8 protein-coding genes are annotated in these 16,899 nt (G+C 63.2%); 4 read left to right on the plus strand and 4 right to left on the minus strand.

The genetic code is table 11. The features are described from left to right. Positions 1-51: 51 nt before the first annotated feature. From EC912_RS15810 to EC912_RS15820, 4 genes are all read right to left on the minus strand, one after another. Complete coding sequence (locus tag EC912_RS15810; protein WP_132145833.1) at positions 52-8,979, minus strand: YDG domain-containing protein; 8,928 nt, start codon at positions 8,977-8,979, stop codon at positions 52-54. Positions 8,980-9,204: 225 nt separating this feature from the next. Then, a complete protein-coding gene (gene mgtA, locus EC912_RS15815) occupies positions 9,205-11,829 on the minus strand; it encodes a magnesium-translocating P-type ATPase (protein ID WP_132145835.1) in 2,625 nt (874 codons plus the stop codon). A 164-nt stretch (positions 11,830-11,993) separates the two neighbouring features. Then, positions 11,994-12,170 (minus strand): hypothetical protein, encoded by a 177-nt coding sequence (locus EC912_RS19440; RefSeq protein ID WP_165973636.1) that lies wholly within the window; start codon positions 12,168-12,170, stop codon positions 11,994-11,996. A gap of 254 nt (positions 12,171-12,424) precedes the next feature. Then, the gene (locus EC912_RS15820; protein ID WP_132145837.1) at positions 12,425-13,324 is read right to left on the minus strand and encodes a LysR substrate-binding domain-containing protein; all 900 of its coding nucleotides are present in this window, start codon (positions 13,322-13,324) and stop codon (positions 12,425-12,427) included. A 116-nt stretch (positions 13,325-13,440) separates the two neighbouring features. On the opposite strand from EC912_RS15820, the gene EC912_RS19445 reads away from it, so the two are divergent. The 4 genes from EC912_RS19445 to EC912_RS19765 all read left to right on the plus strand — a co-directional run bounded on the left by EC912_RS19445 (position 13,441) and on the right by EC912_RS19765 (position 16,792). After that, complete coding sequence (locus EC912_RS19445; protein ID WP_165973637.1) at positions 13,441-13,614, plus strand: hypothetical protein; 174 nt, start codon at positions 13,441-13,443, stop codon at positions 13,612-13,614. Positions 13,615-13,683: 69 nt separating this feature from the next. Beyond that, positions 13,684-14,631, plus strand: coding sequence for an aldo/keto reductase (locus tag EC912_RS15825; protein WP_132145839.1), 948 nt, complete (start codon positions 13,684-13,686; stop codon positions 14,629-14,631). A gap of 250 nt (positions 14,632-14,881) precedes the next feature. Continuing rightward, positions 14,882-16,531 carry a methyl-accepting chemotaxis protein gene (locus tag EC912_RS15830; protein WP_279389040.1) on the plus strand — a complete coding sequence of 550 codons (1,650 nt, stop codon included), beginning with the start codon at positions 14,882-14,884 and terminating at the stop codon, positions 16,529-16,531. Between the two features lie 135 nt (positions 16,532-16,666). Then, positions 16,667-16,792 carry a hypothetical protein gene (locus EC912_RS19765; RefSeq protein WP_279389041.1) on the plus strand — a complete coding sequence of 42 codons (126 nt, stop codon included), beginning with the start codon at positions 16,667-16,669 and terminating at the stop codon, positions 16,790-16,792. Positions 16,793-16,899 lie beyond the last annotated feature (107 nt).

A 16,899-nucleotide genomic window follows, 5' to 3' on the forward strand; every position in this document is an offset into this window, starting at 1 on the left:
TCACAAGGTTGGAAGAGGATTCTTGAAAACGGTGGGCCTGGCTGATTCCGGTCACTGGATCGCATCCGTCGCCGGGCTGACGCCGCCATTGACCACTCGCAGGGACAGGCCCGAATAGAAGTCCTTGCGACCGAGATTTTCCTCGATCGACTGACGGGTCTTCTTATGGTTGCCCGTGTACTGACCGATCGTGTTCTGCGCGGCGGCGCCGAACGGCGTTTCGATCGAGCTGGGTCCCAGAACGGAATCGATCTGCGTCAACGCGTTAGCCGACTCGCCCTGGCTGGCCAGCGGCAGGATGCTCGCCGTGGTGGCCGCGGTATCGTTGAACGCATAGTTCGCGGCATCGGCACCGGTGGCGTAGATCCCCGACACGCTGACCGCCTTGCCGTTGCCCACCGTCGCATTCGCGAACAACGCGCTGTTCGCGCCGAAGCTCACCACGTCGCCGCCGAGCACGCCCGTGCTGGCCAGTTTGGCCGGGTCTCTGGCATTGCCGTCGAAGAACTTGTCGACGCCCGTCGCATTGACCGTCACCTGGCGGCGCGTGATGTCCGCCGTGGTGGTCGGATTGACGATCAGCACATAGTTACCCGCGTCGCCCCCACCGAGTGTCCCGGCGACGTTCACCGTCTTGCCGTTGCCTGCGTTCTTGTCCCCGAACCTGCCCGAGGTGGCCAGACTGAGGTCGTCGCCGCCGAGTACGCCGTTGAGCGAACCGCTGGTGCTGGCCGACGTGTTGCCGTCGTATACCTTGTTGCCGGCGACGATCGCGCCGTTCACCGCAAGCGGCGTGACCGTCGCGATATGCGTGCCGCCGATCAACGTGTAGTTGCTGGCCAGCGCACCGCCGTTGTCGTTGAGTGCCAGCGAACCCAGGCCTGCCAGCGGCTTGCCGGTGGCTACGTTCTTGCTCGCCAGCACGCCCTGCCCCGACAGTGTCAGCGCCTCGCCGGCGATGCCGGCGATCACACCCGAGCTTCCGAACATCGCGGCACCGCCGATAGCCGTCGCGTCGTAGACGCGCGTGCCGGCCAGGTTCAGCACGAGCCGGTTGATGTCGGCCAGCGTGGTCGCGTTGGTGGTGAGCGTGTAGTTGTTCGCATCCGTTCCGTTCAGCGCGCCGGCGACGTTGACCGTCTTGCCGGTGCCGGCGTTCTTGTCCGCGAACGCGCCAGTGGTGGCGAAGCCGATATTGTCGCCTGCCAGCACACCGGTGAGCGTCCCCGCGATTCCCGTCGACGTCGTGCCGTCATAGGTTTTGTCCGCCGCAGTGATGGCGCCGGAGATGGCGAGTGGCGTGATGTTCGCGGTGGTCAGCGCCGTGCCGTTGTAGCTGTAGTTGCCTGCGTCGGTGCCGCTGGCCGTGATACCGGTAACCGTGACCGTCTTGCCGTTGCCGACATTCTTGTCCGAGAAGTTGGCCGGACCGCCGGCGAAGGCAACCGTGTCGCCCGCAAGCACACCGTGACCGGCGACCGTCGCGACATCGTGCGTATTCGCGTCGTACACCTTGTCGGTACCGATCGCGGTAACGAGGATCGCCAGCGGTGTGATATCCGCCGCCGCCGTCGCGTTGGTGGTCAGCACGTAGTTGCCCGCATCCGCGCCGCTTACGCTACCCGAAACGTTGACCGTCTTGCCGTTGGCCACATTCTTGTCGCTGAAGTTGCCGGACGTGGCGAAACTCAGCTGGTCGCCCGCAATGACACCAGCCAGTGTGCCGGAGGTGATCGCACCGATCGTCGTGTCGTACACCTTGTTGGCGGCGACGATGCTGCCGATGATGGCAAGCGGTGTGATGTCGGCGTGGGTCGTGGTCGATGTATTCCAGGTGTAGTTCCCGGCATCCGTACCCGATCCGGCGATGCCGGTGACCGTCACCGTCTTGTTCGTGCCGACGTTCTTCGTATCGAAATCGGCGGTGCCCTGCGCGAAGTTCACCGTGTCGCCGGCGATCACGCCGGCGCTTCCGAGCGTCGCCGTGCTACCCGTCGTGCCGTCATAGACCTTGTTCGGTGCCGTCGCCGTGACATTGATCGCCAGCGGCGTGATGGCCGCCGTGGTTGTGGCGTTCGTCGTCAGGGTGTAGTTGCGGGCATCGATGCCGCTCAGGCTGCCGGCGACGTTGACGGTCTTGCCCAAGGCGACGTTCTTGTCGCCGAAGGCACCCGTGGTGTCGAAGTTCAGCACGTCGCCAGCGATCTGGCCGGTCAGCGTGCCGTGCGTGACGGCGCCGGTCAGCGCGTCGTAGACCTTGTCGTTCGCCAGGATCGCGCCGGTGATGGCGAGCGGCGTAATGTTCGCCGTGGTCGTCGTCGTCACGTTGTACAGATAGTTGCCGGCGTCGGCTCCACTAGCCGCGATGCCGGTGACCGTCACCGTCTTTCCATTGTCGACATTCTTGTCGCCGAAGGCGGAAGAACCGGCGAACGAAACGGTATCGCCTGCCAGGATGCCACCCGACGACAGGGCGCTCGTTGCACCTGTGCTGCCGTCGTAGACCTTGTCATTCGCGGCGGCGACGACCGTCACATGCAGCGGATCGACCGTGACCCAGTGAATTCCACCGACCAGTGTGTAGTTGCCACCGAGCGTGGCTCCGTCGCCGACGAGCTGGAGGGAATCCAGCGACGTCACCGGCTTCTGCGTGCCGACGTTCTTGTTGGCCAGCAGACCCGAGCCGCTGACCGTGAGCGTTTCGCCCGCGACGCCGTTGATCGTACCGAACAGCGAACCGGCCCCGACGTTCGAGCCGTCGTAGTCGCGCTCGCCGTGCAGGTTGATCAGGTACGGCGTGATATTCGCGGAGGTCGTCGTCTGGTTATTCAGCAGCGTGTAGTTATTCGCGTCGGCGCCGGTCATGCCAATACCACTGACCGTGACGAGCTTGCCGTTACCGACGTCCTTCGTATCGAACAGGTTCGACGTATTGGTGAAGACGACATTGTCGGTAGTCACCACGTCCAGGCTTTTCAGTGTGGCACCCGATGCAGTAGTGGCGTCGTACACGCGGTTCACACCATCCGCCACGACCGTGATGCCGCGGGCGAAGATATCGGCTTTGACGTTCGCCGGCTGATTCAGGTGATAGTTGGTCGAATCGCTGCCGGACACCGTCATGTTCGTCGACACCGACTTGCCCGTACCGACATTCTTGCTGTCGAACGTGCCAGTGGCGAAGTTGCCGAGACCGACCGCGTCTCCGGCAAGCACACCGGTCAGCAACGCATTGGAAAGCGTCGCGATCGTGTTGCCGTCATACGTCTTGTTCGCGGCAACGGTGTTGATGATGTAAAGCTCGGCCTGTGTAACGGTGACCTTCACCGACCTGATCTGGTAGTTGCTGGCAAGGAAGGCACCGTTGTCGCCCAGCACGAGCGAACCCACGGCCGCCGCCTTGTTGTTGCCGACGTTCTTGTCCGCGAGCGTACCGATGCCGGAAATACTGCCGGTCTCGGACCCGGCGCCGTGCACCGTAAAGAGCGCGGCGTCCGCGTTCGTCGTCGTGTCGTATACGCGTGTTCCCAGCAGGTCGAGCAGGTACGGCGTGATGCTCGCCGTCGTTGCCGCCGCGTTGGAAGACAGGACGTAGTTGCCGGCATCCGCGCCAGCCGAGGTAATCCCCGAGACGCTGACGGCCTTGCCGTTGCCCACGTCCTTCGTATCGAAGCGCGACGTGCCCGCGAAGGTCACCTGGTCCCCGCCGACGACACCGCCGCTGCCGAGCGTGACGGTGGCCGCGGTCGTCGTATCGTAGACCTTGTTTATACCCGTGGCATTTACCGCGATCGTTTTGGCATCGATGTTCGCCTTCACGTCCGTCGGCTGCTCGAGAATATAGTTGCCGGTGTCCACGCCAGTGACCGACAAATTTGTCGCCACCGACTTGTTCGTGCCGGCGTTCTTCGTATCGAACGTACCCGTCGTCGTACCGCCCAGGGTGAGATCGTCGCCGGCGAACCCGCCTTGCAGGACGGAGCCATGAATCGTCGCGCCGGTATTGCCGTCGTATGTCTTGTTGTCCGCGAGCGTCCCGGTGACCGTCAGCGTCGCCGGCGTGATCGTGACCCAGTCGATACCGCCAACCAGCGTGTAGTTCGTTGCGTTGCCGGTGCCATTGCCAAGGGCCAGGCCGTTGGTGTCGACGAACGAACGCTGGGAACCCACGTTCTTCGTCGTCAAGGTACCGGTGCCGGAAAGTGTGAGGTATTCGCCGTTCACGCCGGCGATGCGATTGCTCCCATCAAGGAACAGCGCGGCGGCGGCATTCGTCGTCGCATCGTAAACGCGCGTGCCCTGCAGGTTGAGGATCGCCTGCGTGATCGTTCCGCCCGTACCCGATGCCGTCGTGGGAAGCAGGTAGTTCGACAGATTCGTACCGCTGCCGGCAACGAAGTCGGAAACCACCAGCGTCGACTCGAGGCCGATATTGCTTCCGGCGTCGACGGTCTTGTAGCTGGCGGTCGCGGACTGCGGCACTTTCGCGCTCTGGGAACCGACGAAGCCGCCGAGCTGGTAGTTGGCATCGGTCAGCGTCACGGAGTTCGAACCATCGTACGGCTTGGTCGGATCGCCGATGATGGTCGCCGTGAGCTGCTTCTTGCGGATATTGGCGGTCAGACCGGCGGCCTGGTTGATCGCGTAGTTGCCCGCGCCAGTACCGGTCAGCGAGAAACCGGTCGTCGTGACGGCGAGACCATCGGCTGCATTCGGCGAGCGCGTCGTACCCTGTGCATTGGTCGCATCGAGGGACACCACAGCCGCATCGGAACCCAGCAGGCCGGTCAACGTGGCGCCACCCGTCGTGAGGGTGATGGCGTTGGTCGAGTCGTAGTCCTTGTCGTTTGCGGTTACGTTGCCAATATGTAGCTGAGCTTGCGTGATATTGGCCGTCAAACCCGTGATCGGCGCCAGCACGTAATTCCCGACTTCCGAGCCGGAAATCGAAAAGCCGTTCGCCGCAACGGAAAGGCCGTTGCCCACGTTGACCTGCGAGAACGTCCCCGTCGTGCCGCTTATCAGCGTCACTTTCGATTCGTCCGCCGCGACCAGACCGACAAGAGAACCCGTGCCGCTAAGCGTCGCGGCATTGGTCGTGTCGTAGACTTTGTTCTGCGCGGAGACGCCGACGATGCTAAGCGGAGCCTTGTTGATCGTGCCGGTGCCAGTCGCGTCCGTGGCAAGTGTGTAGTTGGAAAGCAGCGTTCCCGAATGCGCGATATACGAGGACGCAGCCATCGTGGCAGTGATGCCCTTACCGTTGCCTGCATTCTTATCGTCGAACAGGCTCGAGGACGGCGGCTGGATATCGGCACCTTCGCCGCTCGCGAATCCCTGCAGCGAGAAATTGCCCGGCACGAGCGATATATAGCGGCTACCGTCGTACACCTTGGTCGGATTGCCGATGATCGATGCCGTGAGTAGCGCGGGCGTGATTTCGCCGGTGCCGTACGCTGCCGTAGGTAACGTGTAGTTACTGAGGATGGTGCTGCCGGTTGCAACGAAGTCCGATGGGGCAAGCGATGCCGATACCGCCTGCTTACCGACGTTCTTGTCGGCGAACGTGCCCGTCGTTTTCGTCACGGTCGCGCCATCGCCATTTACGAAGCCGATCAGGTTGAAGTTGCTCGCAGTGAGATTGGCAACCGTCGTACCGTCATAAGCGCGGGTGATGCCAAGGAGTTCAGCGTAAATCTCCTTAGCGGCGAGCGGTGCGGGCACGATCGTGCCCATGCCAGTCATCACCGTGGGGAAGACGTAGTTGCCAAGAACTGTTCCGCCCGTCGGGTTGAAATCGCCCGCACCGAGGTTCGCGGTCACGAGCCACTGGCCCGCATTCTGATTCGCATATGCGCCGGTCGTCTTGGTGACGGTGGCGCCTTCGCCAGCAAGGAAGCCATTGAGCTGGAAGTTCGCGTTCGTAAGATTCGCGACCGTCGTACCGTCGTAATTCCTGGTCGGATTACCGATCAACGCATACGTCAAGGTAATCGGCGTGATGGTGCCGAGGCCCGTGACCGACAACGGGAAGCTGTAATCGGAAAGCTGCGTCGCTCCAGTCAGGCTGAAGACGGACGCTTCGAGCAGTGCGGTGATCGTGTGCGAACCCGCGTCCTTGCCGTCGTAGGTGGCGCCGGCACTCTGCGTGACCGTGCCGCCGTCGCTGCCCTGGAAGCCAGTAATCGTGACATCGCCGTTGGCGATGTTGGCGTTGTTCGTGCCGTTGTACGTGCGCGACGGATTGCCCGTGATCGTGATCGCGAGCGCCGCCGGCGTGATGTTCGCGGTGAGTCCGGCCGGCTGGGTCAGCGTGTAATTGCCCGTACCCGCGCCGACGAGCGAGAAGCCCGTCGCGGTGACGCCGATGCCGTTGCCCGCATGCGTGGTAGCGAAGTTCCCTGCGGCACCCGACGTGTCGAGCGCGATATTGCCCTGGTCGGCGGCGACCAGGCCATTGAGCGACGCGCCGCCAAAAACCAGCGATGCCAGCGTCTTCGCGTCGTAAACCTTGTTCAGCGCGCTGACGTTGGCGATCGTGAGCGCCTTCGGTGTGATCGATCCGGTCAGGTCGATCGGCATGATCAGGTCGTAGTTGTGAGCCTGACTACCGGTGAGTACGAAGCCACTCGCCGTCACGGACTTGCCTGTGCCGACATTCGCATCGGCGAACGTACCGGCACCACCGCTGGTATCGAGCGTCACATTGCTCGCGTCCGGCGCGATCACGCCATAAATGTTCACCTTGCTCTTATCGAGTGCGTCGGCCGTGCTTCCGTCGTACACCTTGTCGGTGCCGAGCAGACCGGTGAGCTGCACCTGAGCCTTGTTGATCGTGCCCATGCCGGTGGCTTGCGAAGGTAGCGTGTAGTTCGCCAGTCGCGTGCCGTTGCCCGCGACGAAGTTCGACGGCAGGAACGCCGCGCTCACGCTTTCCGCGCCCGCATCGGCAGCGGCATAGGCAACCGAACTCGGCTGGCTGAAGGTGACGTTCTCGCCCGTCACCAGCCCGACCAACAGATAGTTCGACGCACTGAGCGTCGCCGTGGTCGAACCGTCGTAGGTCTTCGTCGGATTGCCGACGATCGCAACGGTGAGCGCTTTCGGATCGATGATGCCGATGCTGGCCGATCGCGGCAGGCCGGCCACCTGATAGCCATAGACGGGAATACCGCCGGCGTTGGTGAAAGTCAGGTTCGCACCCGACGAAGGCACGGTCACGGCGATGCCCGTCGCGGCGTTGGCGCTGGCGTAGCTGCCGGTCGCGGTGGCGATCTTGTCCGAGTTGATCAGGCCGGTGCTGTTGATATTGGCGCCGGCAAGCGTCGCGACCGTGGTGCCGTCGTACGTCTTGCGCACGCTGCCGGTCAGGCCGGTCACCGTGACGGTCGGCGCGACACTGTAGAGGAAGCCGTTGCCGGAGGCAGCCGGCGTGGCGCCCGCCGCTGCGTTGTACTGAATGAAGTTCGGCGCCAGGCCGCCGGTCGTGCTGGCCGTGGGGTTGGTCGAATACACCAGCCAGCGCCCGGAAGCCGAAGTCAGCGCATTCGCGCCGGCGTTATTGATGAAATTGCCCTTCGCCGTCAGCGACACGCCGGTACCGCCCGCGATCGTGCCGCCACCGGCCAGCGAGATATTCCCGGCCCCGGCGTTCATCACGACACCACCCGCACCATTGATCGCCGCATTGACGGCGATGCCATTGAAGGCATCCAGCGTCAGTGTCGCGGCCGCATTCGACCAGTTGATCGCCGAGTTGACGATGATGTCGCCCGAACCAGTCGGGTTCTGCACGCCCGCGCCACTGGCGCCGCTGGCGGTCGTCGTTTCGGTAACGTTGGTGCCGCCGTTGAGCGTCGTCGAAATGGTACTGGCCGCTGCCGCGTCGATGGTCAGATCGTAAGGATCGATCAGCCATGTACCCGCCTTGCCGTGCGGCGCGGCGGCGGTAATCTTCGCGCCGCCTCCGATATTGACGTAGGCCGCCGAGGTTTCGATGGCGCCGCCGTTGCCGCCCGTCGGAGCGCTTGCGTCGAGCGTACCGCCGACGTTGGTCGTGCCCGCGGTCATGCCGCCCAGCAGCGTGATGCTGCCGTCGCGGTTCTCGACTGTCTGTGCGCGGATCACACCCGTGTTGTTGACCGTGCTGGTCAGCAGCGAGTCGGCCGCTCCCGCCGTCATGAATACGCGACCGCCGTCGGCCTGGATCAGCTGGCGATTCTCGGCGAGGTTGTCCAGCGTGCTCTTGTCGACCTGGATGGAAACGAGCTGGTTCGCGTCGAAGGTCAGCGTAACGGCGCTACCGGCGCCCATGGCCACGCTGCCCATACGTGCCGAGATCGTGCCCTGATTGGATACGCGGTTGCCGAGCAGCGCCACATAGCCGCCCGGGGCCACGTTGATGCTGCCGAGATTGACGACGCTGCCTTTGCCGTCGCCGCTGAAGCTGCGCTTGTTCGAGGACATCGACGCATCGGCCGTGTCGAGCGTGGATGCCACCAGGCCGCCGACGTTGACCTGCGCGCCCTTGCCGAACAGCACCCCGTTCGGGTTGATGAGCCAGACCTGGCCGTTCGCGTTGAGATGGCCGTAGATCTCGCTGGCGGAGTTGCCGAGGATGCGATTCACGGCAATCGAGTTCGCGCCCGGCTGCACGAAGTTCACCGTCTCGTTGGCCGCGATGTCGAAGCTCTGCCAGTTCAGGGACAGGTGCTGGCTGGCCTGGGAAATGGTCGTGGTCGCGCCGTTGTGGACGATGCTGCCGGTGCCGGCGACGATCTGGCCACCGGTCTGATCGGCAAGGACCTGCCCCGACGAACCCAGCGCCAGCGCGGCTGCCAACAGGGTTTTCGCCAGTCGTGGACCGCCCGAGCGATCCACGACGCGGGATGCTCCGGGGCGGGCGCCGCGAGCGAGCTCACTGGCCGCAACCCACTGATTCGTTGAAATATTCCAGCAAAGACGATAGATCCGATTCATCGACAACCCCTGAGCACGATAGGCATGGGGGGTCACGTCGCCGATGCGACCGAAGTGCGCTTTGGATCCCCCTTAAGGACCGGGCGCGGTAATACAGCGCCCTGCGTAGGGGCGCATGCTCTCCGATATCGCCACGGAACGGAAGTGCCATTTTGTGAACAAGGTCACACTGAAATCCGAATCAATGTGGCAAACGACCCGACCTCCGCTTAGGAGCCCGCTAGGTTATAGCCAGCGGCCGAATCGGCGGATGTAGATCGTCTTCATCACCTGCGTCAGTGCGCTGTAGCACAGCAACGTCACGGCCAGCCAGGCGAAATAGATGCCCGGAAGTGGCTGCATGCCGATCTTCGCGCCCAGCCCCGAATAGGGAACGAGCATGCCGACCACGATGATCAGGCCGGTCAGCGCCAGCACCGGCGCCGAGGCGACGCTCTGCAGGAACGGAATGCGGCGCGTGCGGATCATGTGCACGATCAGCGTCTGGGACAGCAGGCCTTCGATGAACCACCCGGACTGGAACAGCGACTGGTGGGCGACGTCGTTGGCCCCGAAGTAATGCCACAGAAGCCAGAACGTCGTGATGTCGAAGATCGAGCTGACCGGACCGATCCACACCATGAAACGGCCGATGTCGCGCGCGTCCCACTTGCGCGGCTTGCGCAGGTATTCCTCGTCCATCCGGTCGAAGGGGATGGATAGCTGGGACAGGTCGTACAGCAGGTTCTGCACCAGGATCTGCAAGGGCAGCATGGGCAGGAAGGGCAGGAAGGCGCTCGCCACCAGCACACTGAAGACGTTGCCGAAGTTGGAGCTGGCCGTCATCTTGATGTACTTCATGATGTTGCCGAAGGTGACGCGCCCCTCGAGCACACCTTCTTCCAGCACCATCAGATTCTTTTCGAGCAGGATGATATCGGCCGATTCCTTGGCGATATCCGTTGCCGTGTCGACGGAAATGCCGACGTCCGCCTCGCGAAGCGCGGGGGCATCGTTGATGCCGTCGCCAAGGAAGCCCACCGTGTGGCCGCGGCGCTGCAGCGACTTGACCACGCGCGCCTTCTGGGTCGGCGACATCTTCGCGAAAACGGTCGTGCGATCGACCAGTTCGTCCAGCGCGTCGTCGTCCAGCGCCTCGACGTCGCGACCGAGTATCGAGGCGACGACATCCAGCCCCACTTCCGAGCAGATCTTGCGGGTTACGGCCTCGTTGTCGCCGGTGATGACCTTGACCGCCACGCCGTGGTGGTGGAGCGCGCGGATGGCCGTCGCGGCCGAATCCTTCGGCGGATCGAGGAAGGCGAGGCAGCCCACCGCGGTCAGCCCGCTTTCGTCGGCGACACCGTAGGGACGGTCGTGCAGCGGCTCACGGCGAATGGCCACGACCAGTACGCGCAGACCGTCTTCGTTGAGCCGGCGCGTCATCGAGCGAATTTCCCGGCGCTTCTCGTCGGTCATCGGCTCGACGATGTCTCCCGTCCTGGCCTCGGTGCAGATGGCCAGCATTTCCTCGACGGCGCCCTTGCAGATCAGCAGGTGTTGGCCATCGTCTCCGGTCACGACCACGGACATGCGGCGACGCTGAAAATCGAACGGGATTTCGTCGACGATGCGGAAACGACGGGCGCTGGGCTCCAGATCGCGATGCGCTAGCACGGCCTTGTCCATCAGGTTGCGCAGGCCGGTCTGGAAACGGCTGTTGAGATAGCCGTATTCCAGAGCCTCGTCGGACTCGGCACCGGCCAGATCGAGATGACGCTCCAGCACGATCTTGTCCAGCGTGAGCGTGCCGGTCTTATCCGTGCACAGCACGTCCATGGCGCCGAAATTCTGGATGGCGTTCAGACGCTTGACCACCACCTTGCGCTTCGACATGGCGAGCGCGCCCTTGCCGAGATTGGCGGTCACGATCAGCGGCAGCATTTCCGGGGTGAGACCCACGGCCACCGACAGCGCGAACATGAAGGCCTCGACCCAGTCGCCCTTGTCGAAACCGTTGATCAGGAAAACGATCGGCACCATCACCGCCATGAAGCGGATCAGCAGCCAACTGACGCTGGACACGCCGCGATCGAAGCTCGTCTGGACGCGCTGACCGGAAAGCGTATGCGCCAGGGAGCCCAGATAGGTGCGCTGTCCGGTGGCGAGGACCACCGCGGTCGCGGTGCCACTGACCACGTTGGTGCCCATGTAGCAAACGGTCGACAGGTCGAGGGGATTACCTACGTCGCCGACGTCGCGGCCGTTCGGCGCGACCTTCTCCACCGGCAGCGATTCGCCTGTGAGAATGGCCTGGCTGATGAAGAGATCCTTGGCGGCCAGCAAACGCAGGTCGGCCGGCACCATGTCGCCGGCGCCCAGGTGCACGATATCGCCGACCACCAGTTCCTCGACCGGCACTTCGATACGCTCGGCATGATCGTCGTCCGCGCGACGCGTGACCGTCGAGGTATTCCGGACCATCGCCTTGAGTTTTTCCGCCGCGTGCGACGAGCGGAATTCCTGGGTAAAGCTCAGTAGAACGCTGATGCCCACCATCACGCAGATGATGACCGGGCCGGTGAGGTCGTCCGGCTCGGTGACCAGCTGCACGATCGCGAGCACGACCAGCACGATGATGAACGGGTTCTTGAACGCGCGAAGCAGCTGCAGCGACCAGTGTGGCGGCTTCTCGTGACTGACTTCGTTGACGCCGTCGCGGTCGAGACGCTCCGCGATCTGCGCTTCGTTCAGGCCGTCGAGACCGCTGTCCAGCGACGCAAGCAGCTCCGGTCCGGCGCGGAAAGCGTCCCGGACGATAGTGTTCTGGAGCGGGGTTGCAGCCGGATCAGCTGCGCGGTGCTTCTTCATGATGACTCGCTTTCCCTGGTGCACATCGAAGCCACCGGGCGCGAGCGGACGTCAACCGGGGTTGCGACGTCCCGCGCCGGCGCGGAGCCGACGAATGGATATTCTGCTGGTCATCGACATGGAGCCGTGCGGCGGACGCCGCGCCCCTGTCGCTGTATCGCTGCTCATGATGGCAAAAGGGTGCGACTCTTGGGTTTCGCCAGGCTTTCTTCGGCATGACGGGACCGTGGCACGGTGATGGTGCGCGGACGTGCGGAAGCATCGGCGCGGCGGCGGGCCAGCGCGAACGCGAGACGACGGCCGAACATGCGGGCGCCGGACATATCAAGATTGAGCTTCATGGCTCACTCCTCGGATAACGGAAGCCGTAGGCTTCCGTCGAGGGTGAGCCGGACTTTCCTAGTCAGGAAAGCGCCGGCAGACCTTTACGGTCGCCGCAGGCGATTATTTTTCAACGCCGCCATCCGATGCTTGCGGATGTCGGCGCGTCGACTAGGGTAGACGTCCATATGCCTTGGTTAAGAAATGGCAGGGTGCTGAAGGCGCGTGAAGCCGCGCGATAGCGCGAGAATTGTCGTGCTGCGCTGCGCAAGTGTCAAGCCTTTGGTGGCTCGCCGAGACCCGCTTCATGACAAGCGGCCTCTTCCAGCAGCCAGCCCCTGAAAGCCGTCATGCCGGCATGCGTTTCGGAGCGCCTGGGATAGACGAGGTAATAGGCTTCGGCTACCCGTAGCCGCTCCTCGCACAGCATGACCAGCGCACCGCATTCGATGAGCGAGCGAGCCATCACCAGCCGCGCGAGGGCCACCCCCATGCCCTCCAGCGCCGCGCGCTGCATGGTTTCGGTGTTATCGAACCGGGCCACGTACCGGCCCGGCAAGGGCGTTTTGAATTTCTCGGCCCAGCCCGTCCAGCGTCCCGACGGGTCGCCCAGCAGCGGCCATCCCGCAAGGGACACGTCGGGCATGCCGCCCATACGCTCGATCAGCGCCGGACTGGCCACGGGAACGATGTACTCGCCGAACAGGCGCTCGGCCGTGGTGCGCGGCCACTGCCCCATGCCATACCGGATGGCGGCATCGACCGGCTCGCGATCGAAGTCCACGAGCGATGCGGTGGATTGCAGGCTGATTTCCAGCTCGGGATGGCGCGCGACCAGACGGGGAAGTCGCGGGACCAGCCAGCTGGAGGCGACCGAGGGCAGCACACTGACCGTCAGCGCGTCCTGATGGCGCCCCGCATAGCGGTGCAGCGCCTGCTCGATGCCGTCGAAATGGTGCCCGATAGCATCCAGCAGATGATTCCCGTCCATGGTGAGGACCACGCCACGAGGGCCGCGCTCGAACAACCTGCGGCCGAGGCGGGTTTCCAGATTGCGGATCTGGTGACTGAGCGCACTGACGGTCAGGTTCAGTTGCTCGGCCGCACGCGACAGCTTGCCGGTACGGGCAACCAGCACGAACCCCTGCAATAGAGCCAACGGCATCCGGGACATGTGAATTTCCCTCAAGTCTGGATTGCAAACATATCGCTTTTTCCGCCGCAGTCCAGAGCGCACGCTTTGTCCCCACACCAAGTCGCAGCTTTCTGCGACAGTTCGGGGAGAGGATCATGGCTTCGATGTTTACGGGTCTGGCGTTCCTGCACGGTCACATCACGAATCGCGAGCTGCTTTGGTCGCTGGCAAAGGCCGAAAACGATCGGGAAGCCGCGAAAGCCGCGGAGAAGGCCGCCCCCTGCCCCGATCCGACCGACTGCATGATCGGACCGCGACACGCCTGCTGATCGTCGACTACGCCACGTCGACCGACATGGCGGCATCATGGGTGTTTTCCATTCTCGCTGGATATCCCCATGAACAAGCGCAGGTTAGGCCGGTCGCCGCTGGAAGTCGCGCCACTGGCGTTCGGAGGCAATGTATTCGGATGGAGCGCCGACGAAAAGCGCTCCTTCGAACTGCTGGATGCCTTTGTGGAAGAAGGTTTCAATCTGATCGACACCGCCGACGTCTACGAAGCCTGGGTTCCGGGTAACGAAGGCGGAGAGTCGGAAGCGATTATCGGCAAATGGCTGAAGAAGTCCGGCAAGCGCGACCAGGTGGTCGTAGCCACGAAAGTCGGCAAATGGGCCCGTTATCCGGGCCTCTCGCCCGTCAATATCCGCGAAGCCGTGGAAGATTCGCTACGTCGTCTTCAGACCGATTACATCGACCTGTACCAGGCGCATGAGGACGATCCGAAAGTGCCGCTCGAGGAAACCATGCACGCCTTCGCCGATCTGGTGAAACAAGGCAAAGTGCGTGTGCTTGGCGCGTCCAATTACAGCGCCAGCCGTCTGGCCGACGCCCTGAAATTCAGCGAAGACCATGGTCTGCCACGCTACGAAACGCTGCAGCCGGAATACAACCTGCTGGACCGCGCCGGTTACGAGGCCGAATTGCAGCCGCTGGTCGTGAAGGAAGATGTCGGCGTTATCAGTTATTACTCGCTGGCCAGCGGATTCCTGACCGGCAAGTACCGTAGCGAAGCCGATCTGGACAAGAGCAAGGCTCGCGGCGGCAAAGCGAAGACGTATCTCGATGCCCGTGGCCTGCGCGTGCTCGGCGCGCTGGACGAAGTCGCCGAAGCGCAGCGTGCGAAACCCGTGCAGGTCGCGCTGGCATGGCTGATGACGCGTCCCGGCATCGCCGCACCGATCGCCAGTGCGACCAGCGTCGAGCAATTACGCGAGCTTGCGGGCGCGGTGAGGTTGACGCTGTCGCCCGAAGAAATCGGCAAACTGGAACAAGCCAGCGCGACCTGAGCCCGGTCGCCGCTTTTTTGTAGGAGCCCGCTTGCGGGCGAAAGCCAACGAAGCGGAGATGCTGTGCGTGACATCCGCAGCCCGTAGATCGGGCTCGCGAATGTGAGCATCCGTCTTCCTCGTCCTGTTGGCCTTCGCCCGCAAGCGGGCTCCTACAATAAATCGCCGACACAAGCGCACGGCCATCACCGACAACACCCTTCCCGCCACGCGCCGATACACATGCATCGGCTACGCGAGGAGAGAAACGGTGCGCATATCGGTAAGAGCAAGAATCGGCGGCTCGATGGGCGCCGTGTTAATCGTTGCGCTGGTGCTGGGCCTGGTGGGCATCCGCGGCATACGGGCCAGCAACGACCGGCTCGACCGCATGTACAACAGCAACGTTCGGCCGATCGCCGCCATCGGCGACGTGCGATCGATGATCGTCGAGAACCGCGCCCTGCTTACCCGCGAAATGCTCCGGGCAACGGGAGACGGCGCGGCCACCCGCGCCGAAATACTGAAAAACATCGTGCAACTCGATGCGTCGTGGGCGTCCTACTATCCGTCCATGGTCACGTCGGACGATGAGCGCGCACAGGCTCTGGCTTTCATCGCGACGAAGGAAAAGGCCCGACCGCTCGTTCAGAAAACCCTGTCGCTTATAGAAATGGGAAATACATCCGAGGCGCGAAAGCTCATCCTCGATGAGGTGGCACCCGTGCTTACCGAAGAATCCAATCTCGCCGACGCCATCGCCGCAAGCAATACGAGGGAAGCAGCGGACGCCTTTGCCAGCGCGGGTAACGCATATCGCTTCACGTTCGTGCTGACGGTCGTGGTGGCCTCCATCGGTATGGTCTTCGTGGTGCTGCTCGGCATGTTGCTGTCCCGATCGGTCATGCGGCCACTGGTGCGGGCGCGCTCACTGGTGCAGGCGATCAGCCATGGCAAGCTCGGCAACAACTGGACGACCCGCTCGCGGGACGAGTTCGGCGACATGCTGGGCGCACTTGGCAGCATGGACTTGCGACTGTCTGAGATCGTCGGTTCCATTCGCACATCGTCCGAAGACGTGAGCGGCGCAGCGCGCGATATCTCGCGCGGCAACGACGATCTGTCGCAACGTACGCAGGAACAGGCCAGCTCTCTCGAACAGACCGCGGCCTCCATGGAACAGATGGCCGCCTCGGTAAAACAGAACGCCGACGGCGCGGACCATGCGCGGCGCATGGCGGCACAGGTTCGTCAGAACGCCGAACAAGGATCGGGCATTTCGAACGACGCCGTCGCGGCAATGCATGAAATCACGGCATCGAGTGCGCAGATCGGCGAGATCGTGGTGCTGATCGACGAGATCGCATTCCAGACCAACCTGCTTGCCCTGAATGCGGCGGTTGAAGCCGCTCGCGCCGGCGAACAGGGCCGTGGCTTCGCGGTCGTCGCCTCCGAAGTCCGCATGCTTTCGCAACGTAGCAGCGCCGCCGCTCGTGAGATTCGTACGCTGATCCAGAGCAGCAGTATGAAAGTACGCGAAGGCGCGGAGCTCGTCGAACGTACCGGTCAGGCGCTGAACGAAATTGCCGTGGGCGCCCGTACCGTTAATGCCATTGTCGAGGAAATCGCCGCCGCATCGCAGCAGCAGGCCGCCGGTATCGGCGAGGTCAACCACGCCGTCAGTGCGCTCGACGAAGTCACGCAACAGAACGCCGCACTCGTGGAGGAAGCCAGCGCGGCCAGTCGCAGGGCGTTCGAGCTATCGCAGGCGCTTCTGGAACGAATCACGTTCTTTCGCTTCGACGACGCGCTACCAGTCCCTTCCGTCACGACAGCGACCGCGCCTCCTCCGGCACCGGCCTCGCATGAAAAACGGCTGCATTCCGCACCGTCATCCGGCCCGTTGTGGAAGGAATTCTGAACTTCGCCGCGAAGGAATACTTGCCTTCCAGCAATACTCAGGCACAACCCTTCCCGTAAGTTCTGACGATAAAGTCGTTGACAATCCATTCCATGGATGTATCAATTGGCCTTCCATGCTGCCAAATTAACCGGCATGGGTCGTAACGTCCTGGGGATTTACCGTGACAAGCCCGATCAACAGCAAGCTTTTCTTCAACACGACTCGCCGCCTGGCGTCGTGTTGCCGCTGTTGTCGCTGACCCAGCGCACGTACGTCTGATGGTCCCCCACACCGTCCTTCGTTACTAGAAAACCTCCCCCACTCCCCAACCCGGGTGGCCGCGCGCGGCCGACTTTGGACGTCCGTCTGGACGCCCGATCGTCGGC

Origin of the sequence: Luteibacter rhizovicinus (genome assembly GCF_004342265.1) — a bacterium.
In the GTDB taxonomy this organism is placed as follows: Bacteria; Pseudomonadota; Gammaproteobacteria; order Xanthomonadales; family Rhodanobacteraceae; genus Luteibacter; species Luteibacter rhizovicinus_B.